Annotated in this window: 19 protein-coding genes; 13 read left to right on the top strand and 6 right to left on the bottom strand. The window is 49.8% G+C overall.

Going from position 1 to position 22,326, the window contains the following annotated elements:
* Positions 1–9: 9 nt before the first annotated feature.
* The gene (locus tag RYZ26_RS03435; protein WP_317681755.1) at positions 10–2,034 is read right to left on the bottom strand and encodes a hypothetical protein; all 2,025 of its coding nucleotides are present in this window, start codon (positions 2,032–2,034) and stop codon (positions 10–12) included.
* A gap of 85 nt (positions 2,035–2,119) precedes the next feature.
* Here RYZ26_RS03435 and RYZ26_RS03430 point away from each other — a divergent pair, with 85 nt between their 5' ends.
* Positions 2,120–2,329 carry a hypothetical protein gene (locus tag RYZ26_RS03430; RefSeq protein ID WP_317681754.1) on the top strand — a complete coding sequence of 70 codons (210 nt, stop codon included), beginning with the start codon at positions 2,120–2,122 and terminating at the stop codon, positions 2,327–2,329.
* Here RYZ26_RS03430 and RYZ26_RS03425 read toward each other — a convergent pair whose 3' ends face one another.
* The 3 genes from RYZ26_RS03425 to RYZ26_RS03415 form a co-directional block, all read right to left on the bottom strand.
* Positions 2,330–3,040 (bottom strand): alpha/beta hydrolase, encoded by a 711-nt coding sequence (locus RYZ26_RS03425; protein ID WP_317681753.1) that lies wholly within the window; start codon positions 3,038–3,040, stop codon positions 2,330–2,332.
* 110 nt (positions 3,041–3,150) lie between these two features.
* The gene (locus RYZ26_RS03420) at positions 3,151–4,221 is read right to left on the bottom strand and encodes an autotransporter outer membrane beta-barrel domain-containing protein (protein WP_317681752.1); all 1,071 of its coding nucleotides are present in this window, start codon (positions 4,219–4,221) and stop codon (positions 3,151–3,153) included.
* A 341-nt stretch (positions 4,222–4,562) separates the two neighbouring features.
* A complete protein-coding gene (locus tag RYZ26_RS03415) occupies positions 4,563–5,072 on the bottom strand; it encodes a hypothetical protein (protein ID WP_317681751.1) in 510 nt (169 codons plus the stop codon).
* 66 nt (positions 5,073–5,138) lie between these two features.
* Here RYZ26_RS03415 and RYZ26_RS03410 point away from each other — a divergent pair, with 66 nt between their 5' ends.
* Complete coding sequence (locus RYZ26_RS03410; RefSeq protein WP_317681750.1) at positions 5,139–6,857, top strand: alpha-amylase family glycosyl hydrolase; 1,719 nt, start codon at positions 5,139–5,141, stop codon at positions 6,855–6,857.
* On the opposite strand, the gene RYZ26_RS03405 is transcribed toward RYZ26_RS03410, so the two are convergent.
* Both RYZ26_RS03405 and RYZ26_RS03400 read right to left on the bottom strand, forming a co-directional pair.
* Positions 6,854–8,065 carry a glycosyltransferase family protein gene (locus RYZ26_RS03405; protein ID WP_317681749.1) on the bottom strand — a complete coding sequence of 404 codons (1,212 nt, stop codon included), beginning with the start codon at positions 8,063–8,065 and terminating at the stop codon, positions 6,854–6,856. The genes RYZ26_RS03410 and RYZ26_RS03405 overlap by 4 nt on opposite strands.
* 22 nt (positions 8,066–8,087) lie before the next feature.
* A complete protein-coding gene (locus tag RYZ26_RS03400; protein ID WP_317681748.1) occupies positions 8,088–8,903 on the bottom strand; it encodes an HAD-IIB family hydrolase in 816 nt (271 codons plus the stop codon).
* Between the two features lie 286 nt (positions 8,904–9,189).
* On the opposite strand from RYZ26_RS03400, the gene RYZ26_RS03395 reads away from it, so the two are divergent.
* The 11 genes from RYZ26_RS03395 to RYZ26_RS03345 all read left to right on the top strand — a co-directional run bounded on the left by RYZ26_RS03395 (position 9,190) and on the right by RYZ26_RS03345 (position 22,061).
* On the top strand, positions 9,190–10,362 hold the full coding sequence (locus RYZ26_RS03395; protein ID WP_317681747.1) for an ABC transporter substrate-binding protein: 1,173 nt from the start codon (positions 9,190–9,192) through the stop codon (positions 10,360–10,362).
* Positions 10,363–10,492: 130 nt separating this feature from the next.
* On the top strand, positions 10,493–11,419 hold the full coding sequence (locus RYZ26_RS03390) for a branched-chain amino acid ABC transporter permease (protein WP_317681746.1): 927 nt from the start codon (positions 10,493–10,495) through the stop codon (positions 11,417–11,419).
* Between the two features lie 2 nt (positions 11,420–11,421).
* Positions 11,422–12,402: a branched-chain amino acid ABC transporter permease gene (locus RYZ26_RS03385; protein WP_317681745.1), complete on the top strand. Its 981-nt coding sequence runs from the start codon at positions 11,422–11,424 to the stop codon at positions 12,400–12,402.
* Positions 12,395–13,138 carry an ABC transporter ATP-binding protein gene (locus RYZ26_RS03380; RefSeq protein ID WP_317681744.1) on the top strand — a complete coding sequence of 248 codons (744 nt, stop codon included), beginning with the start codon at positions 12,395–12,397 and terminating at the stop codon, positions 13,136–13,138. The genes RYZ26_RS03385 and RYZ26_RS03380 overlap by 8 nt, the downstream gene beginning before the upstream one ends.
* The gene (locus tag RYZ26_RS03375) at positions 13,138–13,848 is read left to right on the top strand and encodes an ABC transporter ATP-binding protein (protein ID WP_317681743.1); all 711 of its coding nucleotides are present in this window, start codon (positions 13,138–13,140) and stop codon (positions 13,846–13,848) included. Before RYZ26_RS03380 ends, RYZ26_RS03375 begins: the two co-directional genes overlap by 1 nt.
* Before the next feature lie 7 nt (positions 13,849–13,855).
* Positions 13,856–14,716, top strand: a complete 861-nt coding sequence (locus tag RYZ26_RS03370) for an alpha/beta hydrolase (RefSeq protein WP_317681742.1) — start codon at positions 13,856–13,858, stop codon at positions 14,714–14,716.
* On the top strand, positions 14,706–16,445 hold the full coding sequence (locus RYZ26_RS03365) for a sensor histidine kinase (RefSeq protein ID WP_317681741.1): 1,740 nt from the start codon (positions 14,706–14,708) through the stop codon (positions 16,443–16,445). Before RYZ26_RS03370 ends, RYZ26_RS03365 begins: the two co-directional genes overlap by 11 nt.
* The gene (locus RYZ26_RS03360; RefSeq protein WP_317681740.1) at positions 16,442–17,800 is read left to right on the top strand and encodes a sigma-54-dependent transcriptional regulator; all 1,359 of its coding nucleotides are present in this window, start codon (positions 16,442–16,444) and stop codon (positions 17,798–17,800) included. The genes RYZ26_RS03365 and RYZ26_RS03360 overlap by 4 nt, the downstream gene beginning before the upstream one ends.
* Before the next feature lie 214 nt (positions 17,801–18,014).
* The gene (locus tag RYZ26_RS03355) at positions 18,015–19,037 is read left to right on the top strand and encodes a TAXI family TRAP transporter solute-binding subunit (RefSeq protein ID WP_317681739.1); all 1,023 of its coding nucleotides are present in this window, start codon (positions 18,015–18,017) and stop codon (positions 19,035–19,037) included.
* Positions 19,038–19,152: 115 nt separating this feature from the next.
* A complete protein-coding gene (locus tag RYZ26_RS03350) occupies positions 19,153–21,279 on the top strand; it encodes a TRAP transporter permease (RefSeq protein WP_317681738.1) in 2,127 nt (708 codons plus the stop codon).
* A 2-nt stretch (positions 21,280–21,281) separates the two neighbouring features.
* Entirely contained in the window at positions 21,282–22,061 is a 780-nt protein-coding gene (locus RYZ26_RS03345; RefSeq protein ID WP_317681737.1) for an SDR family oxidoreductase, read from the top strand.
* Positions 22,062–22,326 lie beyond the last annotated feature (265 nt).

Genomic DNA, 22,326 nt, shown 5'->3' with positions numbered 1-22,326 from the left:
ACATCCTCCTTAACCCGGCAAGGCTACCAAGGCTTGTTTCAGGCCTTCTTCAACCGGGAAGAAACGTTCAATCCCCAATGATAGCGCCTGTTTCAGGTTGCTGATGGCCTTATCTTTCTGCGCAGGATCATTCAACTGGACAATGCCTGAAAACCACAGACCAATGGGACGTGTAGCCTCATACGCAACGGCCTTTTCAGCCCGTTTCAGAAGGTCAGCTTCCTGCCCGGTTTCCAACAACCAGTTAAAGTAAGGAACGGCAAGATCAAATCGCTTCGGCGCCAACACCATCACCTGATCCAGATTGTTCTGCCAGCCTTCAGTCATCGCCTGATAAAGGGCAGGGCGGGCCTGTACATGTTCGCGAAAACGATAAAGATAATCGCCGCGCGCCATCAGGGCACGCACGCCAGAAACCAGTTCCTGATTGTCCTGAAGGCGACGATCCGCTTCACACAAAAAACCAGACAAGCGTTGCCAATCCTGATCAACGACCTGTTGGCTTCGTTCTTCCAGTTTGGCATTGAAAATATGGGTATAGTTTTTAAAGAGTTCGGAAAAATGATGCCCGTTCTTCTGTCCATCGTCCATCACAATCGGGCAGGCGTCATGATGATGATCCTGGGGACCAAGGTTTACGCGAACCTGCGCATCCCCAGTCACAGCCAGGCTTTGCGCTTGAACAGCGCCATAGGCCAGGATCAGTGCAACCAGCCCCACAACCGCCATCGACGCCTTCTCAGAGACCTTTGGCATTTTAAATTCACCACTTAGCGCCCCAAAGGCAATCGCCATCATCGCCAGTGTAGAAGGCATTTGGAACCACATGGAATTCAACAGGATCAAGCCGATAACCGTTGCAAAACTCAGCGCAAAATACTGCGGCTTGGCATATCTGATCAGGCTGTAAAAATAGGCCAGTAGCAGAAACAAACCAACCAGCCCGATGCTGCCAAGGGTTTCCACAAACAGATTGTGGCTGTGGAAATCAAAGCGCAGAAGACTATCCCAAATCCAGCTGTCACTTTGGATATTAGCCATATTTCCGGTGAAGAAAGTCGCTGTCTTGTCAAACGGCACATTCTTCATCATCAGATCCGCAAAGCTGCCCCAGCCATTGCCCAGCAGCAGGTTTGATACATCGCCAAACGAACTGTCCGTCACCACACCCAGCAACAAATGGCGCGAATGCATGGTGGAGGCAATTTTATTGGACAGGTTTTCATAGATGGGCGAATTTCCATCAAACAACCAAACCACGGTAAAAATAAAACACACCGTTAAAACGCCCAGCCCAGCACCAATCTTTGATGCTGTCTGATGGGGCAAACCAAATGAACGGGTGTAATGCAAAAGAACAGTGATGAAAACAACGCCACACATGGTCAGGACGGCAGAAAAATTGTCACTGAGATCAACAATCAAAAAACATGGGAAGATCGCAGCAAGAAAGGCAAAGGAGGGGCGCTTGATCACAAAGAAAATCAGCGGCCACAGATAAATCGCCCAGAAACCGATATGATCATTGAAAGAGAACATCCGCCATCGATCATGCCCAAAGACCGTCATCAACGACAACAGGACACACCCAAAAACAAATGTAATTACAATAACTTTCACCAAATACTTCGGGTAGCTCCTCAAGATGAAACGGGCGTTAATGGTGATGATCCCCAAACAGAAAAACCAGGCAGCGCCCAGTCCGGTTTGCTCACTTCCCAAAAGCTGGCTCAGTGCAGGTGCACCAAACGGGATCAATAAAAGAGAATAAAAACCAAGCGCTATCGGGATCAAAACAATGGGATGAGACAGACAGCGGCGCATCAGGTTGGGATAAAGAACCAGTCCAAGCAAAACGGATACTGCATTGATCATACCCGCGAGAAACAGCCCAATAATAAGCGGTTCGGACTCATGCCAGACGCCCACTTGTGGAAACAGCGGGGAACTTGCCAAGCCAACAAAGGCGGCCGGAAACCCCCCGGTGATCACAAGCAGAAAATGAAGGCGTTTATAGAGCTTTTGATTTTTCATTTTAATCTGGCTATTCCCTTAAAAAATAACTCATACTATATATATTATTGAGAGTTATCGACCAAACCCTATAAAGGATTTTGCCATGAAAAAGATCTTTGTTCTTGCTGCCTTTGCGTCCGGCTTACTGATCATCGACGCATCTGCACAAACAACGGCCCCCAAGGTGATGCCCGCAAAAGTTCAGGCACAACAAAATGCGGTCTCTAAAACGGTCAAGAAGGCCAAGGAAATGAAGTCTGATATGAAAAGCGACATGGGCAAAGAAAAAGGTAAGCCCAAGAAAGACAAGTAATCAGCGTTTTTCGATCGGCAACTTGTCCCAGCAACAGTCATGGTCATAAGACTTTATGACGCTTAGAGACGTGCCTGACTTCAGGATACGCTGATAGAGAACAGGTGGAACAATCTCATCCTTGGCGCCTGCATAGTGATGCTGCGGGATACGCGACCATCGTTCAATCTCATCCGCCGGATCATGGGAATATTTAAGCGGCGACATGCCATGATAACGCACCCAGTCCGCAATTCCCAAAGGCGATGCAACCGTCACTAAATTAGCGACATCACTGCATCTTGCCGCCACCAACGCCGCCAGCGTCCCGCCACCAGAATATCCATATAAATAAATAGAACGCGCCCCAAAGGTCTTTTTTAACTGATCAATCGCAATCAGGGTTGAATTGATCACTTCTGGGGCATATCGGGCATTCGTCCAGATAGGGGCGGAACAATTCTGCGCCTGATGCTCGCCAACAAACTGACAGGGGCGGGCCAGATAAGCCCAATTGCCCTTGAACTGCCGGACGATCTGATAGCCAACCGCATGGGACGGGGTGGGATTATCGGATGGCTGATACCGGTTCAGCCAAGCCTGGCCATCCCCCTCAATAAAGATGTGAAGACGGTCTGTACTGTCTTGTTTTTTAAACGCCCGAAACAGGTAAAAGTCGCCTGCCAGTCTGGTTTCTGCCTGAACGCCATCACGGACAACTTGCTTCTGCATCTTTTCAAGTGGCGTAACACACCCACTTAAGCCCAAAAGGCAAACAAGAGAAAAGGCAGCTTGTTTCCAAGCTGCCTTTTCAGACGTTCTAAAAAGTTGGTGCATCAATCTTAGAATTGAACACGCAGGTTCACGGAACCACCAACGTCTGTGTAATCGCCTTTCTTAGTCGCTGTGCTTTCCAGACCAGCAGACACAGAAGAACCGAAGTCGAAGTTAACGCCCAGGCCGCCGTTGATCATGTTGTCGTCACCAGAACCACCGTCTTCGTAGTCATAGCCGTATTTAGCTTTGAGGTAAGGAGTGATCATGCCGAAATCATAGCCGATGTTACCGCCAATGCTAATACGACCCAGTTTAGTGTCTTGCGCCGCAACAGATGTTGCACCAGCACCGCTCTCGGTAAAGGCATCTTTTTCTTCTTTAGCGTACAATGTACCCAAAGACGCGCCAAGCAGAACGTTATCCATGTTCCAGTTACCGTTAACATTCAGCGCACCGTAGATACGATCAGCTTCAGTTGTACCTGTAATAGCTGTTTGGTTTGTCGCATCAATACGTTCCATATCGTAGTCAAGCTTGGAGTAACCAATGCTCGCGTCTACGCTATAGTTTTTGTTGATGATATAGCCGAGATAAGGTGTGACAGTCCAACCTGTAACATCTTCGGAACCTGCGTTGAAGGTCGTTGTTGTTTCAACTTTCTCGTAACCACCAGAAAGACCGACAATTACGTTGTCGTTCAAGCGGTAATCGAAACCGATCATACCAGAGTACAATTCACCGTCGTAGTCAGCAGCCTTGTCAGCGTTGTCAAAGTGAGCACCAGTGAAGTCGATCCAAACACCGAACTTCTGAGCACCCATACCAGCTGCTTTACCGTTTTCATCCATGTCCAGGCTGTAGCTCAGCTTGTTACCGGAAGTGTTAAGTTTGGCAGTAGACTGACCACCAGCGGTAATGGAAGCAAGACGGTTGGAAACCAAGCCAGCAGTCGCAGCACTTGCAGCAGCAACAGTTTGTGCAGATGTAACTGTGCTACTTGCAGCGGCAGCGTTACCAGAACAGCCGCCATATGTGGAAGAGTAACCAGATGTCGTACAATCAGCAGCGTGTGCAGAACCACCTACGAATTGACCGGCAAGGAGAGTAACCCCTGCGAGAGCCAAAAGCTTTTTCATAAAAAATCCCCTAAGTAGAAGTAGTCAAAGATTTAGCTTGGATATTTTGTAGCAAAAGCGCTTAGGGAAGTTCAAGGTTATTAAAGGCTTAGATATGATCTTTTGGGCACATGTTGCATTTATACAACAAATCTGCACGAAAAACAGGCAAATCAAACGGTTTTGAAGCATTCCATCAAGGTGCATTCTCCAAAATCACGACCTCACAAAGAAAGAATCGGGTATCATTTTTTTCACACGCTCCAACTTATTCAAAAAGTGTAAAAACGTAATAAAACACAGCCTTAAAAAATTCAGAAATCAATTTAAGTCGGCGATTCACCCTCACTCAGAGGTTGCTTTTACTCCACCCGAAATGAAGAATGACAGGCACTGCAGACGTCAATTGCCTCACTTAAGGCGGTAAAAACCCTTTGATATTCATCCGCTGTTGGTGGTGTGCTTACGCTTCGTGCAACACGGGCGAAATTTTCTGCAGCCGTATGGAAATCACGTCCCATTTCACGAATTTCTTCTGGCATGAACTGTTCCATACCCCCGCCTTTGCCATGTTCAGCACGCATTTTTTCCAATGTTTTGTTGATCACATCCTGGGGCAGGCCCTGTTCTTCCATCACATCACGCATGGGGCGGCCAAATCCCATTTTACTTTGGGCAACAAAGGCAGCTGTTTCAAAATCGCCAGCAGAAATCGCTAACGTGATCTCATTTAAATTATCCAGATGACCGCGCATCTCTTCCAGAAACATGGATTTGATTTCACTTGGAATTTTAATGACTTCGCGCTCATCCGCCTGCACATTAAACGTGCAGATGCACATCAGGCCAGCAGCCAGAATCGTCTTTTTCATTTTCCCCTCCCATGCGTTTTCATTTTTATTGTCAGGCCAAACGAAACCTGTGTAAACCTATTCTTTATGAAAGAAGCACGACAAAAAATTATCCACCATCTGGCACAGATTTACCCCGATGCGGATTTGGACACACTGGCACAAAAATCACTGAATGCCTTTGGGGTCGGGACGGACAATGCCAAGCCAAGGTTTAATGACCTCTGGAGCCAACGTGATACACTGATGATCACCTATGGTGATACGTTCTTAAAAGAGGGTGAAAAGCCACTAACCACGCTTAAAAACTTTCTGGACACCCGCCTGAAAGATGTGCTGACAGGTGTGCATATATTGCCGTTCTTTCCCTATACATCAGATGACGGATTTGCCGTGCAGGATTATGATCTGGTGCGCCCAGACCTTGGGGATTGGTCAGATATCACGGCCATCGCCAAAGACTTTCGCTTTATGGGGGACCTGGTGGTCAATCATGCCTCCAGCCAGCATAAATGGTTTAAGCAGTTTCAAGAAAATGCCGCCCCAGGTAACGGCTTTATCAAAACCGCAGAATTAGATGATGATCTCAAACATGTGATACGCCCCAGACCGTTTGAATTGCTGCGTGAAACTGAAACAAAAGATGGCACCAAATATGTCTGGTGCACTTTCAGCCATGATCAGGTCGATCTGGATTTTTCCAATCCTGACTTATTAATAGAAATGCTTGCCATCATGGGGCGCTATATTGACTATGGCGTTCGAATTTTCCGCCTGGATGCGGTGGCATTCCTTTGGAAAGAGGCAGGAACCAGCAGCATCCATCTGCCCCAGACCCATGAGATCATCAAACTGATGCGCACATTGGCCGATATGCGAAATGAAACCATTATTCTGATTACAGAAACCAATGTGCCTAACCACGAAAACATCCAGTATTTCGGTAACGCAAACGAAGCCCATATCGTCTATAACTTCAGCCTTCCGCCGCTCTTGCTACATGCCTTGCTGACCGGACGGTCTGAGCATCTGCGCCATTGGGCGGCCAACATGCCACCCTTGCAAAATGGCTGTACCTATCTGAATTTCACCGCGTCGCACGACGGCATCGGCCTGCGCCCGACGGAAGGACTATTGTCGCAAAACGATATCGACTTGATGCTCAACACCATTGAAAATTTTGGCGGTCGCGTCACAACCCGAACGGTGAGTGAAGGTGTTGAAAAACCATACGAGATGAACATCACCTATTTCGATGCCCTAAAAGGCACCATTCAGGGGGCAGATGAGTTACAGGTAGAACGGTTTATTGCCTCGCAAACCATCATGATGGGCCTGCAAGGCATTCCGGCCTTTTATGTCCATAGCCTGCTGGGCACGACGAACGATTACCACAAACTGGAAAAGACCCAGCACAATCGGTCCATCAACCGCAGTCAACTTGATTATGATGACATCTGTGAAAAGCTGGATGACAACACCAGCATTCACGCCCGCGTCTTTAACGAGACCCGCAGACGACTTGCCATCCGTATTAATCAACCAGCCTTCCACCCGGATGCCACACAATATCTGATGCAGCCGCAATCCGGCTTCTTCGGCTTTATCCGCCAGCACAAAGGGGAAGGGCAGTTTATCCACTGCGTCACCAACCTGCAAGACCGTGAACAGACCTTATCCCTGCTCGACCTTAATCTGGATGAAACCCAAAACTGGATCGATCTGATCAGCGGGCAAGCCATTGATGACCTGATGGCGGATATGACTTTTGCGCCTTATCAGACGGTCTGGCTGACGCAAGCCTAAGCGTTATCTTCTTCCACAGCCTTATTCAGGCGGGACAGGAAACCCGGCATAGCGGAATGGACACGGCTCCAGCTTGGGATGAAGGGCACTTCTTCCGGATACTCCAAAAAGACCTGTCCGGCCTGCATGATGTTGCTGGCAAACAGTTCTACCGCCTGTTCTTCCTTGTGACGATCCACAGCCAGACCGTTCATCATCGCGTCATTATAATAATTTTCAATCAGATCAAGGGCTTCACGGTAATACGTCGCCTTGATGGTACGGAATTTTTCAAGCGAGAATATCTGTCCGTCGGTCGCCAATTTACGATAAATCGCCTTGGAAATATCAATACTCATGCGCGACAGGCCTGTACTGGCGTCTTCTTCGGACATGATCTGATGTTTGTGATCATAATTATCCGCGATATCCACCTGAGCAATCACTTTGGTGGAATAATTGCGACGAATTTCAGAAAGCACACCGATTTCCAGCCCCCAGTCCGACGGAATACGAATGTCAGAAACCACAGACGTGCGCATGGCAAATTCACCTGCCAGTGGATAACGGAAACTGTCCAGGTAGGTGATATAGTCATGGTCCCCGATGACCTTTTTCAAGGCACGCAACAACGGTGTCACCAACAAGCGGGTCACACGACCACTGAGACGGCCATCATGGATGCGCGGATAAAAGCCTTTGGCAAAAACGTAAGAGAAATTCGGGTTCGCCACCGGATACATCAAACGCGCCAGCATGCTGCGGTCATAGGTCAGGATATCACAGTCATGCAGCCCGACGACCTCTGCGCGACGTGAAGACAGCGTATAGCCAAAGCAGAACCAGACATTTCGCCCTTTGCCTGGTTCACGCGGGGACAAGCCCTTGTCTTTTAATTCATCATCCAGTGCGCGCAGGCGGGGACCGTCATTCCATAAAATACGATGACGCTGCGGCAGTTTGGAAAAATAATGCTTGGCAAATTCAAACTGTTCCTTATCGGCACGGTCCAGCCCAATGACAATTTCCGCCAGATAGGGAACCTGTGCCAGTTCTTCCACAATATGTTCAAGGGCCGGGCCTTCAAGTTCACTGAACAGGGACGGCAGAACCAGCGACATGGGCCGGGTTTGCGCGAACATGGTCAAATCCTGTTCAAACTCTTCCAATGGTCGGTTCGTCAGATTGTGAAGGGTGGAAATTACGCCTTTTTGATAAAAATCAGCCATCTTGTTCAAATCCCCAAAGTTGTCAGTCGAGCCCAAGCTCGTCCATTAGCTCATGCATCCCGACCGCCCAGCCCTGAGGGCCAATGGGTTCAGGATACTTAATCTTCCCAAAGGGCGCCTCAATCGAAAGCGCCACACCCTCCGGATTTGCAATTACTATGCCTGTCTCAGCCGCTGCGATCATTTTTGCATCATTAGGCCCATCCCCAAGGGCGCAACTGTGATAATCATTTGCTGGAAAAAGGCTTTTCAAACGGGCCATCATCCAGTTAATGGCCTCACTCTTATCGGTTTTGGACAGAATGTGATAAAATCGCCCGCCTTGTAAAAGCGCCATATTCTCTGCCTTCAACAAGCTTTCCAGCTCTTTCAATTCCGCGTCCGTACCCGTCCATAAAAAGGGTTCACTCGCCAGTCGGTCTTTTGCTTTTTCTGCCTTATCAATAGGCAAATCGGTTATTTCACAGACACCTTTGACCGACATATCGCCAAATCCACGGATATGTCTGCGTATATTTTTAGGCAATTGATCAATAAATGTGCAGATTTCATCATAAGGCCGACCAAAGATTTTTGCTTCCCCCAGGTCTAGAGACTGACTGAATGCACTTGTCCCAGCATAAATCGCCGAACCATTTTCGATGATACAGGGATCACTGATTGCAAGTTTCGCCTGAAATTCCTTAACCTCTGCGTAGGCCTTGCTGGTCGTCAGGACAAGGGGGACCTGATTGACTTTCAAACGGTCCAGCGCGGACTGCGCCTTGGCAAAAGAATAGGTATCATGATCCAGCAAGGTGCCATCCAGATCGGTAAAGATAATCAGTTGTTTTTTCACAAGACCTACCTTTGAACAGGATATAACTGCTTGATCTTATACAATATCTGTACCAGTCCCCAAGATGTAAAGATGCTGATGTCTGGAAAACGTTTCAGAATGGCTTCATAGCGATCAACTGACGTCAACGCCAGTGCTTCATATAGGTCTTTCTTAAAATACGCCGCTGGCAAAAGGTCGAAGGTCTCACGCCCTCAGGTTTTACTTGTCATCGCCTAAAAACCGATTAAGCTCTTTTTCCAATTAAATTAAAACTAAATCTAAAAATTAACAGTTAGGGTGACCCATGAAATTTCTTCCATCGATTGTAAGCTTTTGTGCCGCAGCCAGCCTGTCTTTGGGCGTGGCTTCTGCCGCAGATAAACCCGTCAAGATCGGTATGATCACAACGCTTTCCGGTGGGGCTGCGAGTCTCGGTATCGATATTCGCGATGGCTTTGACCTTGCTGTCAAAATGAAAAAAGGCATGTTAGGCGGCGTCAAAACTGAAGTCATCACCATTGATGATGCCCGCAAAGTCGGTACCGCCAAACAGATCGCAACCCGCATGATCAAAAAAGATGATGTGGATGTGGTGACCGGCATCGTCTGGTCAAACCTCGCCATGGCCGTGGTGCCAACCGTGACCAAAGCAGGCAAAATTTATATCAGCCCGAATGCGGGACCTTCTGCGCTGGCGGGTAAGGGCTGTCATCCCAACTATTTCAATGTGGCGTGGCAGAACGACAACCTGCATGAAGCCATGGGCAAATATGCGTCCGACAAAGGGGTAAAGAAAACTTACCTGTTGGCACCAAACTATCCGGCAGGCAAAGATGCGTTAAAGGGATTCAAGCGTTTTTATAAAGGTGATATCGCTGGTGAAGTTTACACAAAACTGGGTCAGGTTGATTACGCGGCAGAAATCGCAAACCTGCGCGCCGCCAAGCCGGATGCGGTTTATTTCTTCCTGCCCGGTGGTATGGGCATCAACTTTGTGAAGCAATATAATCAGGCAGGCCTGAACAAAACCACACCGCTTTACGGCCCGGCCTTTTCCTTTGACGAAGGTATCCTGAAAGCCGTGGGTGACTCTGCCCTTGGTGTCTATAACTCTTCGCAATATAGCTGGGATCTGGAAAACCAGGCCAATATGATGTTTGTGGCTGCCTTTATGGCAGAATATAAACGTGCACCATCCTTGTATGCGTCCCAAGGCTACGATGCAGCCATGCTGCTGGATAGCGCTATTGCCAAGGTCAAAGGTGATCTGTCTGATCAGGATGCCTTCCGTGCAGCGATCAAGGCAGCGGATTTCCAATCCGTGCGTGGAAACTTCAAGTTCGGGTCCAACAACCACCCAATTCAGGACATCTATGTGCGTCAAGTTGTCAAAGGCGAAAATGGCGTGACCAACAAGACTGTCGAAAAAGTCTTCACGGATCATGCGGACGCTTATGCGGCTTCCTGCAAAATGTAAAAAACGAATAATCCGTCACCCCGCATACTTCAGCGGGGTGACACCTACATCGTCATTCCTGCGTAGGCAGGAATCTAATAATCGACCACCAGATCCCTGCCTTCGCGAGGGATGACGTTTTCTGGCTTCAATGACAACACTTCTCTTTCTGGAACAAACACTTAATGGCCTGCAACAAGGTGTCATGCTGTTTTTGATGGCAGCCGGGCTGACCCTTGTCTTTGGCATTATGCACCTGCTAAACCTCGCCCATGGATCGCTTTACATGGTCGGGGCCTACGTCTGTGCAACAGCCACCCAAGCCAGCGGATCGTTCCTGATCGGTGTATTGTCCGCCCTTGGGGCCTGTGCGGTAACCGGAATGGTCATCGAAGTGCTGGCCATGCGCAGACTTTATGCGCGGGAACATCTGGATCAGGTCCTGGCAACCTTTGGCATTATCCTGTTTTTTAATGAACTGGTAAAAATCCTCTGGGGTCCGCAAGCCCTGTTCCTGAACCCACCGGATATCTTAAACGGCACCATCGAAATTCTGCCGGATACACCTTATCCAGCCTACCGATTGTTTATTATCGCGGTTGGTCTCGTCGTTGCACTGGGCTTGCGTCATCTGATCCTGAACACACGGGTGGGGATGTTGATCCGCGCAGGCGCCACGCATCGCGAGATGGTGGGGGCCTTGGGTGTCAACATTGACTGGCTTTATACAGTCGTCTTTGGCATCGGGGCCATGTTGGCGGGGCTTTCAGGCGCTTTGGCTGGTCCTATGCTGGCCATTCAAGTCGGGATGGGAGAAAACATCCTGATCCTGACCTTTGTGGTCATCATCGTAGGCGGTGTAGGCTCTGTTCGTGGTGCACTGGTAGGGGCTTTGCTCGTAGGCTTGGTCGATACCTATGCCCGGGCCTTCCTGCCCATGGGCCTGCGTGAAATCCTTGAACCCTCCACCGCAGACAGTGTAGGGGCGGCTATTTCAGGCATGGGAATTTATATTTTGATGGCGATTGTGCTGCTATTTAAGCCCAGCGGCCTGTTTCAGGCGTATGGAGACCAATAACCATGCGTGTGCGTAACGTTCAAATCATCACCATCTTAGCCCTCATCAGCATGCCATTTATCGCAACGGCGCTGAATGAACCCTTCTGGATTGACCTCACCACCCGGATCGTCATTTACGCTATTGCGGCCATGAGTTTGGATATCATCCTCGGCTATGGCGGGATGGTCAGCCTGGGCCATGCGATGTTTTTAGGGGTAGGGGCCTATAGTGTGGGCATCCTGACCCATCACAGCTTTGAAAGCTCCGTCGTACCATTTTTACCCGGAAACTGGACGGGATCAACCGCCGCCATCATTCATCTGCCCGCAGCTATCATTTCATCCAGCCTGTTGGGCCTTTTGATCGGGCTATTGAGCCTACGCACCACAGGTGTCTATTTCATCATGATCACATTGGCCTTTGCCCAGATGATGTTCTATTTCCTGATCTCGCTGCCCACATACGGCGGTGAAGATGGCCTGAATGTCTGGGGTCGAAGTGAAATCCCGGGCCTTGATTTGTCTGACAGCACGACCTTTTACTTTATCTGCCTTAGCCTTCTTTTTGCTTTCTGGTTCATTGCACGCCGTTTGGTGAACAGCCGCTTTGGCGGCGTTTTGCGTGGCTGTAAACAAAATGAACAACGCTTGAAAGCCCTTGGATATAACACCATCCGCTATAAACTGATCGCCTTCACCATTGCCGGAGCAGGTGCTGGACTGGCAGGTGGTTTGCTTGCCAATCTAACCGAATTCGTCGGTCCCGGCATGATGCACTGGACCAAATCTGGTGAGCTGATCGTCATGGTCTTGCTGGGCGGCATGGGCACCTTGATCGGCCCGATCTTTGGATCAGCGGCCTTGCTTTTATTAGAAGAAGTTCTATCCGCTTATACCGAACACTGGATGATCGTCCTTGGGCCGATCCTGTTGCTGGTGGTGCTATTTGCCCGTCGCGGTATCTATGGTTTCCTGGCCGGGGAGGGATCAAAAGATGGCTAATATCCTTTCCGTCATTGGTTTAAACAAATCTTTCGGCGCCCTTCATGCTACCGATCAATTAAACCTGTCTGTGGAAGAAGGCACCATTCATGGGCTGATCGGCCCCAATGGTGCAGGCAAGACAACGGCGATTAATCAGTTAAGCGGGGAGATGATGCCAGACAGCGGCACCATCATCTTTAACGAAGAAAACATCACCAACTGGCCAATCCATAAACGGGCACAGTTCGGCCTGCAACGGTCCTACCAAATTACCAGCCTCTTCCCGGAATTTACGGCCCTTGATAACGTCGCTATCGCTATTCAGGCAACAGACGGGCACAGCTTCCGTTTCTGGAAAAAAGCCCGCACGGACGCCAGCCTGATCGATCCGGCGATGGAGGTCTTAAAACAAGTCGGCCTCGACCATATCGCCCACACGCCCGTGACCGATCTCGCCCACGGGCAGCAGCGCCAGATCGAACTGGCCATGACATTGGCGACCAAACCCAAGATGTTGCTGCTGGACGAACCCATGGCTGGGATGGGCAAGACGGAAAGTCAGGCCATGATGGAAGTTCTACGCCCGCTTAAAGGCAAGATCACGATTTTGATGGTGGAACATGATATGGACGTTGTCTTCGCACTGGCTGATAAAGTCTCCGTCCTTGTACGCGGACATTGCATCGTGACCGGAACACCCGATGAAATCCGCGCCAATGAAGATGTGCGCACCGCTTACCTGGGGGACGGCTGATGGCGTTGCTGGAATTAAAAGGGGTTGAAGCCTGCTATGGCCCGTCCCAGGTTTTATTCGGTGTAGACCTGCAAATCGACGCGGGTGAAGTTGTCACGCTGATGGGGCGCAACGGCATGGGTAAAACCACGACCACGCGCGCCATGATGGGGCTGACACCAGCCAGTAACGGGTCCATTCTATTTAACGGACAGGAGATTTCAAAGCTTGCACCTTATAAAATCTCACAGGCAGGTATTGGTTATGTGCCTGAAGGTCGCCAGACCTTCCCGAACCTGACGGTCTATGAAAATTTGATTGCCACAGCGGCCAATCATGCAGAAACCGAAACACCCTGGACGGTGGAACGCGTCGTTGATCTCTTCCCGCGTCTGGGGGAACGGTACAAGCAATATGCCCGTACATTATCAGGTGGGGAGCAGCAGATGCTCGCGATTGCACGGGCCTTGATGACCAATCCGTCCTTCATGATTTTGGATGAGGCAACCGAAGGGCTGGCCCCACTTATCCGAGATGAGATCTGGCATGTGCTGGAACATAATCTCAAGAAATCCGGCCAGGCCATTTTGGTGATTGATAAGCACCCGGAAGCCATGGCACGTATTGCAGATCGGCATAATGTAATGGAAAAAGGTAAAATTGTCTGGACGGGCACCTCAAAAGAGTTGTTAGATAACAAAGAGATGCAACACCGTTATTTAGGGGTTTGAATTTCGAATGCATATGCAGATCGATCAAATTCAGGAAAAACATTATAACGTGCGTGAACGCGTGCCAAACTGGCTGGAGATCTTCCAACACTGGCATGATCGCTCCGCCGCCTTTCGTGCGACTGCAAATGCCCAATATGATCTACGTTATGGTCAGACCCCGCTTAGTACCATGGACCTGTTTATGCCATTGGGAACCAGTGATCGTTTGGTGCCGCTGCATATCTTTATCCATGGTGGATATTGGCAGGCTATGGATAAATCCGATTTCAGCTTTATCGCCAAACCTTTTGTGGAAAATGGCGTTGCGGCCCTGATCATCAATTACGATCTCTGCCCCAATGTGGATTTAAACCATATTGTTGAACAGGTGCGCGAAGTCGTCGCCTGGGCCTGGGAAGAAGGCGAAAGTGTGGGCATCGACCCGCACGACATCCATGTCAGCGGCCATTCTGCGGGCGGTCATCTGGTCGGGAGCCTTCTGACGACGGATTGGGACAGTCGCGGGGACCATCATGTTCATAATACGGTGATTAAAAGCGCGGTCTGCCTGAGCGGGCTGTTCAGCCTGACGCCCTTGGTACACACGACGATTAACGGCAACGTCGGCCTGTCTCATGAAATGGCCCATAACCTCAGCCCCTTTGGCAAGACCTGTTTTGTCAATTGCCCGGTCCTGTGTGTTTATGGCGATTGGGAAGGCGACGGCTTTGAAATGCAGTCGCAAAAAGGGGTGGAACATTTTACAGCACAGGGGCTGTCGGCAGAATTGATCCGGCTGGAAAATGCAACCCACTTTGATGTAGCCGATGCGCTGGCAGACCCGACATCCCCCGTCTTTCAATGGGCGTTAAGACATGCGACTTAACCGATCGTTATTGATTGCGATCTTTGTGTTTGTCGGCATTTTCCTTGTCTGGCGGATCACCATCTATTCCGAAACCAATGCCTTAAACGACCTGCGTTTCAGCGGTCATTCTCGCGCGGAACTTTATGCCACCACCTTGCGTAAAGAACTGGATACATATCGCAGCATGCCCTATATCCTTGCGCGTGATCAGCGGGTCAAAGCCTTGATCGAAGGCAAGGGGGATCCCTTTGTGGTGAACCAGCATCTGGAAGATTACGCCAATAATTCAAAAGCTTCTGCGCTTTATGTGCTTTCTGGTGATGGCACGGCACTGGCGTCCAGCAACTGGCGCTCTGATCAAAGCTTTGTCGGGCATAATTACAGCTATCGCCCCTATTTTCAGGACGCTTTGAAAGGGCAGAACGGGAATTATTATGCCGTCGGTGTACAGACCCGTTTTCCCGGCTATTACATTTCCTATCCTGTCTTTCGCGAAGGTACTTTGCTGGGCGTTGTGGTTGCCAAGGTTGATCTTTCCAAGCTGGAAAAAACCTGGACTGAATTGGGCGAAAATGTCGCGGTCAGTGATGCATTCGGCGTCTTTATTCTGTCCAGTATCCCGGACTGGCGTTATCGCACCATGCGCGAACTGTCACCCAATACCCGAAAGCGCCTGCAAACCATCCAATATCTGGACCAGCCTTTAAATGTTGCGCCGATGAAACGTAAGGCAACGGAACTGGGCACACAGGTGGAATTTAAGCAAACCGCCTTTCTGGAACAATCCATCCAGCTGCCAGACCTGAGCTGGCGCTTGCATTATCTGTCTGACCTGAAACCGATGCAACAAACCGTCCATCAGGACACCTTGCTGGCCGCAGCCTCCTGGGTTGTAGTCGCCTTTATCCTTCTTTTCTTGCGCGAACGCCGCCAAAAAATAAGATCACGGCGCGAAGCAAAGGATGCCCAACGCATTCGTGAAGCAAACGAACAACTGGAAGCCGAAATCCATGTGCGCCGCGAAACGGAAAAGAACCTGCGCGAAGCCCAAAGTGAACTTATTCAGGCAGAAAAACTGGCCGCCCTGGGCCGCATGTCCGCCGCCATTGCCCATGAACTCAATCAGCCCATCGCCGCCATCCGCACCTTTAGTGCCAGCGCACAGAAATTCTTGGAACGTGCTGCCCACGATGAGGTGGACAAGAACCTGACCATGGTGAGTCAACTGACTGAACGCATGGCTGCCATCACATCACAGCTTAAAACCTTTGCCCGCAAAAGCCCGGAAAATCTAAGCCAGATTGATTTGAAAGAAACGCTGGAACGGGTGATCGGGTATCTGAAACCTGCCTTGGATCAAGAAAAAGTTGACCTGGATATCAACCTTGAAGCGGTTGAAATTCTGGCCGATCAGGTGCGTCTGGAACAGGTCTTTACCAACCTGATCCGCAATGCTGCTGATGCAGTAAAAGACCATGAAAATAAACAGGTTAGCGTGACCATCACCCAGACAGACACCACCACAGAAATTGATATCGCAGACAATGGTGAAGGGATTGATGAAGAACATCTCAATAAAATATTTGATCCGTTCTTTACCACAAAAGAAGTTGGGGATGGGCTGGGATTGGGCCTATATATCTCTTATGGCATTATCTCGGACCTGGGCGGACAGTTAAAAGTGCGTAACCGCAAAGACCATGGTGCCTGCTTTACCATTCAGTTTCCTAAAGGATCAAAACCGTGACCAGCCTTGGCCCCATCATACTGATCGACGATGAAGAAACCCTGCGTATGGCGGCAAGCCAGTGGCTGAAACTGTCCGACTTTGATGTCATGGAATTTTCCGAAGCCAAACCTGCGCTGAACGTTATCACGCCTGATTTTGCAGGCGTCATCGTCACTGATGTGCGTATGCCGCGCATGTCCGGTCTGGAACTGATGGATGCTGCCCTCGCCATCGATAAAGATATCCCGGTCGTACTGATTACCGGACACGGCGATGTCACCATGGCCGTCGAAGCCATCCAGAAAGGGGCCTATGACTTTATCGAAAAACCGTTTCAGCCCGAAGCGCTGGTCGATACCATCAAGCGCGCCAGTGAAAAACGCAAACTGATCATTGAAAACCGCGCGCTGAAACAAAAGCTGAATAACCCGCAAGACCTGGCCAGTCGCATCATCGGCAATTCTGACGCCATCCAGCAGTTGCGCCGCGATATCATGGATTTGGCAGGCACGGACGCCAGCATCCTCATTCAGGGGGAAACAGGCGCGGGCAAAGAAGTTGTCGCGCAAGCCCTGCATGATTTCAGCACGCGAAAAGATAATCACTTCGTTGCGATTAACTGTGGCGCTGTGCCGGAAAATATCTTTGAAAGCGAACTGTTTGGCCATGAGGCAGGGGCCTTTACAGGCGCGCAGGGCGCACGTGTTGGTAAGATGCAACATGCCAGTTCCGGCACGCTGTTTCTGGATGAAATCTCATCTATGCCTTTGAATTTACAAGTCAAAGTTCTGCGTGCCCTGCAGGAAAGAAAGATCGAACGACTGGGGGCCAATGACCCGGTACCCGTCGATATCCGCCTGATCAGTGCCAGCAATATGGATTTAATGACTGCCTGTGAAAAAGGTGAGTTCCGCGATGATCTATATTATCGCCTGAATGTTGCTGAAATCCGTGTACCACCTTTGCGTGAGCGCGGCGGTGATATCGTCTTGCTGTTTGAATATTTCATGCAGGCTGCGGCCAAAACCTATAACCGCGATGTCGAACCATTAAGTGTTGATGTCAGTGATGCGCTTTTGACTCATAAATGGCCAGGCAATGTGCGCGAACTTAAGAACGCTGCAGAACGCTATGTCTTATCCTCTGCCAGCCCGACCCAACGCATTGCAAGCATCCTGCGCCAACCCCAGACCGGGGAGGGCAATCACAGTCTGGCAGATCGCATGAAAGCCTTTGAAAAACAGATCATTGAAAGTGCCTTGCGTAAATATAACGGCAATATCAAGGACGTTCTGGAAGACCTGGACCTGCCGCGTCGTACCCTGAATCAGAAAATGCAGGACCTAGGGATAAAGCGAGAAGATTTCCTTTAAAAAATCCTTTTTAAGCAAGGGCTTGCCGATATCAGAAAAACCATAGGCAAGATTTTGCTCATCTGCGCATCGCACAAAATCGATACCAGCCATAAAATATATTAAAATCAATATCTTAAATTAATTTCATCATGCGGCGCATCATTGGCACGGCGCTTGCGAATATCAGCCCCATAAGATGTTTTTAATCGTCATTGTCTGGGAGATATGACACATGAAATCCTTTAAGTTTTTAAAAGGTCTGACAGCTGCCGCAGCTGTGGTTGCCGCCCTTGGTACAAGCGTTGCTGAAGCTGCTGACAAGAAAAGCTACATCCTTGCAACGGCCACAACAGGTGGCACATACTATCCAGTGGGTGTTGCCCTTGCCACACTGACCAAAGTAAAGCTGGAACCAAAACAGAAGATCTCACTTTCTGCCATCAGCTCTGCCGGCTCTGGTGAAAACGTCAAACTTCTTCGTGAAAATGAAGCGCAATTTGCCATTCTCCAAGGCCTCTATGGCGCCTGGGCCTGGAACGGTACGGGTAAGGTAAAAGAGTCCGGCCCACAAAAACACCTGCGCGCCGTATCCATGCTGTGGCAGAACGTTGAACATTTCGGTCTGAAGTCTGATCTGGTGAAATCCGGTACTGTGGATGACCTGATGAACGCCAAAGGCAAGAAATTCTCTATCGGTAAGAAAAACTCCGGTACTGAAGGTTCTGGCCGTCACATCCTGTCCGGTCTGGGTGTAAATACAGACAGCACATTTGATGTGGCATACCTTGGTTATGGTCCATCTGCCGATGCCATCCAGAACGGTACAATCTCTGGCTTCAACGTACCGGCTGGCCCACCTGTTGGTGCGATCACACGTGCATTTGCTGCACTGGGTAAAGACCTGACCATCCTTGATTTCACTGATGATCAAATGAAAAAAGCAAATGGTGATCTGTCGCTTTGGACACGTTACGTGATCCCGGCAGGTACATACCCGGGTCAAGATAAAGCCATCAACACAATCGCACAGCCAAACTTCCTGGCGGTACGCGCTGATGTAGACGAAGATGCAGTTTACAAGATCACCAAAACAATCTACGAAAACCTGCCTTTCCTGAACGGTATTCACAAAGCAACCAAAGCAATGGCGCTGAACAAAGCAATTGCTGGCCTGCCTGTGCCGCTGCACCCAGGTTCTGCCCGTTTCTATCGTGAGCAAGGCATTGAAATTCCTGCACGTTTGATTGCCAAGTAATCAAACGCTTCCCTAGTAGGACACCTAGGTGGGTAACTTCCCCGTGGATCAGGCCCTCGATAACACCTGATCCTGGTTACCCACCTTTTTTTTAAGAAATTTTCGGAGACTTCCCATGAGCAGCCAAACAGATACGGCGCCCGATTTAAGCGAATTTCAGGAAGACCATGGCGTTCGTCATATGGATCAAAGCCCCGTTGGTCGTTTAATTTTCATCATCGGCATCGTGCTTGCGGGATCGCATATTTATTTTAATACCATCGGGACACTGCCCGGTCTTTGGGTTGCAGCCATGCACTTTGGCGGATTTGCCTTCCTGTGTGCATTGATCTATCCGCTTCACCGCACCAGCGCTGACAGCCCGCTTACAAAACCTTTCTTGATTATTGATATTCTCATTGGTCTCGCCGCCATTGGCTGCACCATCTATCTGATTTTAAATGAATCTGCCCTATATGATCGCGGTGTAAAATTTGAAACAGGCGACTGGATTGTTTCCATCCTTGCCATCGCCATTGCCCTTGAACTGGTGCGTCGCACAGCTGGCTGGTTTATCCCAACCTTGATCCTGATTGCGCTCACTTACGTTTTCTGGTGGGGTAAATATCTGTCCGGTGTGTTCCATTTTCCGGGTCTGAGCCTTGAAACCCTGCTGTTCAGAAGCTTTTATGGTGGCGAAGGTATGTTCGGCCCCATCGCACGAATTTCCTGGTCCTATGTGTTCATGTTCATCATGTTCGGTGCCTTTCTGGTTAAATCCGGGGCAGGGGACTTCATCATTGATCTGGCACGCTGCGCCGCAGGTCGTATGATCGGTGGTCCGGGTCTGGTTGCCGTCTTGGGTTCCGGCCTGATGGGGTCGGTTTCCGGCTCTGCCGTTGCCAATACCGTATCCACAGGCGTCATCACTATTCCCTTAATGCGCAAAGCTGGTTTCCCGGCACGATTTGCCGCAGGTGTCGAAGCTGCAGCTTCCACAGGCGGGCAACTAATGCCACCAGTTATGGGGGCAGGGGCCTTTATTATGGCGACCTATACCCAAGTCTCTTACCTTGAAATCATCGCCTATGCGGCCATCCCCGCATTGCTCTATTTCCTGTCTGTCGGGTTCTTTGTGCGTATCGAAGCCAAACGGTCCCACACACAGGATGTGGAGATGGAAACACCGCCTTTCATTGACGTCCTTAAAAGTGGCTGGCATTCCCTGTTGCCCATCGCCATCTTGGTCGCCTTGCTGATCTATGGTTTTACCCCGACTTATGCGGCTGGTCTTGCGATCCTGTCGGTGATCGGTGCATCCTGGTTCTCTAAAACCCCGATGAAAATCAAGGAAGTGCTGGAAGCTCTCTCACAAGGGGCCTGGAATATGACATCCACCGCCATTCTCCTTGTCGCGATCGGTCTTGTGGTCAATGTGGTCGGCACAACGGGTGTGGGTAACACATTCTCGCTGATGATTACCAACTGGGCGGGCGGAAGCTTGCTGATCACGCTCTTGCTGGTCGCCATTGCCTCTCTTGTACTTGGGATGGGACTGCCTGTCACCGCGTCCTACATCGTACTTGCAACCCTATCAGCGCCTGCGCTTTACAACCTGATTGCAGACGGTCACATGATCAATGCGCTGATGAACGGTACACTGCCCGAAGAAGCCAAGGCCATCTTTATGCTGGCAGCACCTGATAAGCTGGACATGTTAAACGGCCCCATGCTGGCAAGTGACGCCTATGCGCTTTTGACACTCGTGCCGAGTGATTTCAAACAGACGTTGCTGGAACAGGCTTTGAGCCCGGAACTGCTGACGGCTGCTTTGATCTCTGCCCATATGATCATCTTCTGGCTATCCCAGGATAGTAACGTCACGCCACCTGTCTGTTTGACTGCCTTTGCTGCCGCAGCCATTGCCAAGACCCCACCGATGAAAACAGGCCTGACTGCCTGGAAAGTGGCCAAAGGGCTTTATATCGTGCCGTTGCTGTTTGCCTACACGCCACTAATCGGCGGGACGTTTGAAGAGGTCGCCATCCTGTTTGTCACCTCCATCCTTGGTATCTATGCCCTGATTGGCTTTATGGAAGGATATCTCGAAGGTCCGCTGAATATTGTTCTGCGTGTTGGGCTTTTAGGAGTGAGCTGGCTCTTGATGTGGCCGCATGGCAACCTTATCTTCCAAGTCGTAGGGAGCGTCGCCTTTGTCGCCGTCTTCATCTACAGCAAAAAAACACAAACAAAGGACGCATAGTTATGGATCTTGGTCTCAAAGGAAAAACGGCAATTGTCTGTGCCGCATCAAAGGGATTGGGCAAGGCTTGTGCCGTCAATCTGGCCCGTGAAGGGGTTGATCTGACCATCTGTGCACGCACAAAAGACACACTGGAAGCAACCGCAGATGAAATTCGCAATACCTATGGCGTGTCCGTCACTGCCATAGCCTGTGACATCACCTCAGAAGAAGGGCGAGCCGCCATCCTTGAAGCCAATGCAAACCCGGATATCCTGGTCAATAATGCGGGTGGCCCTCCACCCGGTGATTTCCGTGACTGGGACCGGGAAGCATGGATCAAGGCCATTGATGCCAATATGCTGACCCCGATTGAACTAATCAAAGCCACCGTTGATGGCATGATTGATCGCAAGTTTGGCCGTATCGTCAATATCACATCCGGCGCTGTAAAGGCCCCCATTGATGTGCTGGGCCTGTCCAACGGTGCACGCGCGGGCCTGACTGGGTTCGTTGCTGGCCTTGCACGCAAAACAGTTATCCACAACGTCACCATCAACAATCTGCTGCCCGGCCCGTTTGACACGGACAGGATCGCACAAGTCGTCAACGGTCAGGCCAAGGCTCAAGGTGTCGATTATGAAACCGCGCGCAAAGACCGCATGGCTGCCAATCCCGCCGGGCGATTTGGCGACCCGGAAGAATTTGGCGCTATGTGCGCCTTTATGTGTTCCTCCCAGGCTGGTTTCATGACCGGACAGAATATTTTGCTTGATGGCGGTGCTTTCCCAGGTGTGATTTAAGCCCTTCAAATTCCCTTCCAAAAGGTCATCTCTTGCAGATGGCCTTTTTTATTGATCAGCCCCCATCATAAATGAATAACCTGTGGATGAAAAAATGCGTTCTTTATTCTCAAACCAGTCCCGAATAATCCATAAAACCTGAGACAAAACCAACAATATGATGAAGCTAATTAGCTGGTTAAAATGTGTGCAGTGCAACCAGCTAATATATATTTACTTTACAGTCACTTCTGAAACAATCGTTTTAAAACTTCTGATAGAAGCT

Source organism: Terasakiella sediminum (genome assembly GCF_033100395.1).
Lineage (GTDB): Bacteria > Pseudomonadota > Alphaproteobacteria > Rhodospirillales > Terasakiellaceae > Terasakiella.
The sequence above is the reverse complement of the archived record's forward strand: the minus strand, read 5'-3'. Positions and strand labels throughout refer to the sequence as shown.

Bases quoted from the DNA above. Each gene is read 5' to 3' on its own strand.
- RYZ26_RS03435 (WP_317681755.1), bottom strand. From the start codon at position 2,034: ATGAAAAATCAAAAGCTCTATAAACGCCTTCATTTTCTGCTTGTGATC.
- RYZ26_RS03430 (WP_317681754.1), top strand. From the start codon at position 2,120: ATGAAAAAGATCTTTGTTCTTGCTGCCTTTGCGTCCGGCTTACTGATC.
- RYZ26_RS03425 (WP_317681753.1), bottom strand. From the start codon at position 3,040: ATGCAGAAGCAAGTTGTCCGTGATGGCGTTCAGGCAGAAACCAGACTG.
- RYZ26_RS03420 (WP_317681752.1), bottom strand. From the start codon at position 4,221: ATGAAAAAGCTTTTGGCTCTCGCAGGGGTTACTCTCCTTGCCGGTCAA.
- RYZ26_RS03415 (WP_317681751.1), bottom strand. From the start codon at position 5,072: ATGAAAAAGACGATTCTGGCTGCTGGCCTGATGTGCATCTGCACGTTT.
- RYZ26_RS03410 (WP_317681750.1), top strand. From the start codon at position 5,139: ATGAAAGAAGCACGACAAAAAATTATCCACCATCTGGCACAGATTTAC.
- RYZ26_RS03405 (WP_317681749.1), bottom strand. From the start codon at position 8,065: ATGGCTGATTTTTATCAAAAAGGCGTAATTTCCACCCTTCACAATCTG.
- RYZ26_RS03395 (WP_317681747.1), top strand. From the start codon at position 9,190: ATGAAATTTCTTCCATCGATTGTAAGCTTTTGTGCCGCAGCCAGCCTG.
- RYZ26_RS03390 (WP_317681746.1), top strand. From the start codon at position 10,493: ATGACAACACTTCTCTTTCTGGAACAAACACTTAATGGCCTGCAACAA.
- RYZ26_RS03385 (WP_317681745.1), top strand. From the start codon at position 11,422: ATGCGTGTGCGTAACGTTCAAATCATCACCATCTTAGCCCTCATCAGC.
- RYZ26_RS03380 (WP_317681744.1), top strand. From the start codon at position 12,395: ATGGCTAATATCCTTTCCGTCATTGGTTTAAACAAATCTTTCGGCGCC.
- RYZ26_RS03375 (WP_317681743.1), top strand. From the start codon at position 13,138: ATGGCGTTGCTGGAATTAAAAGGGGTTGAAGCCTGCTATGGCCCGTCC.
- RYZ26_RS03370 (WP_317681742.1), top strand. From the start codon at position 13,856: ATGCATATGCAGATCGATCAAATTCAGGAAAAACATTATAACGTGCGT.
- RYZ26_RS03365 (WP_317681741.1), top strand. From the start codon at position 14,706: ATGCGACTTAACCGATCGTTATTGATTGCGATCTTTGTGTTTGTCGGC.
- RYZ26_RS03355 (WP_317681739.1), top strand. From the start codon at position 18,015: ATGAAATCCTTTAAGTTTTTAAAAGGTCTGACAGCTGCCGCAGCTGTG.
- RYZ26_RS03350 (WP_317681738.1), top strand. From the start codon at position 19,153: ATGAGCAGCCAAACAGATACGGCGCCCGATTTAAGCGAATTTCAGGAA.
- RYZ26_RS03345 (WP_317681737.1), top strand. From the start codon at position 21,282: ATGGATCTTGGTCTCAAAGGAAAAACGGCAATTGTCTGTGCCGCATCA.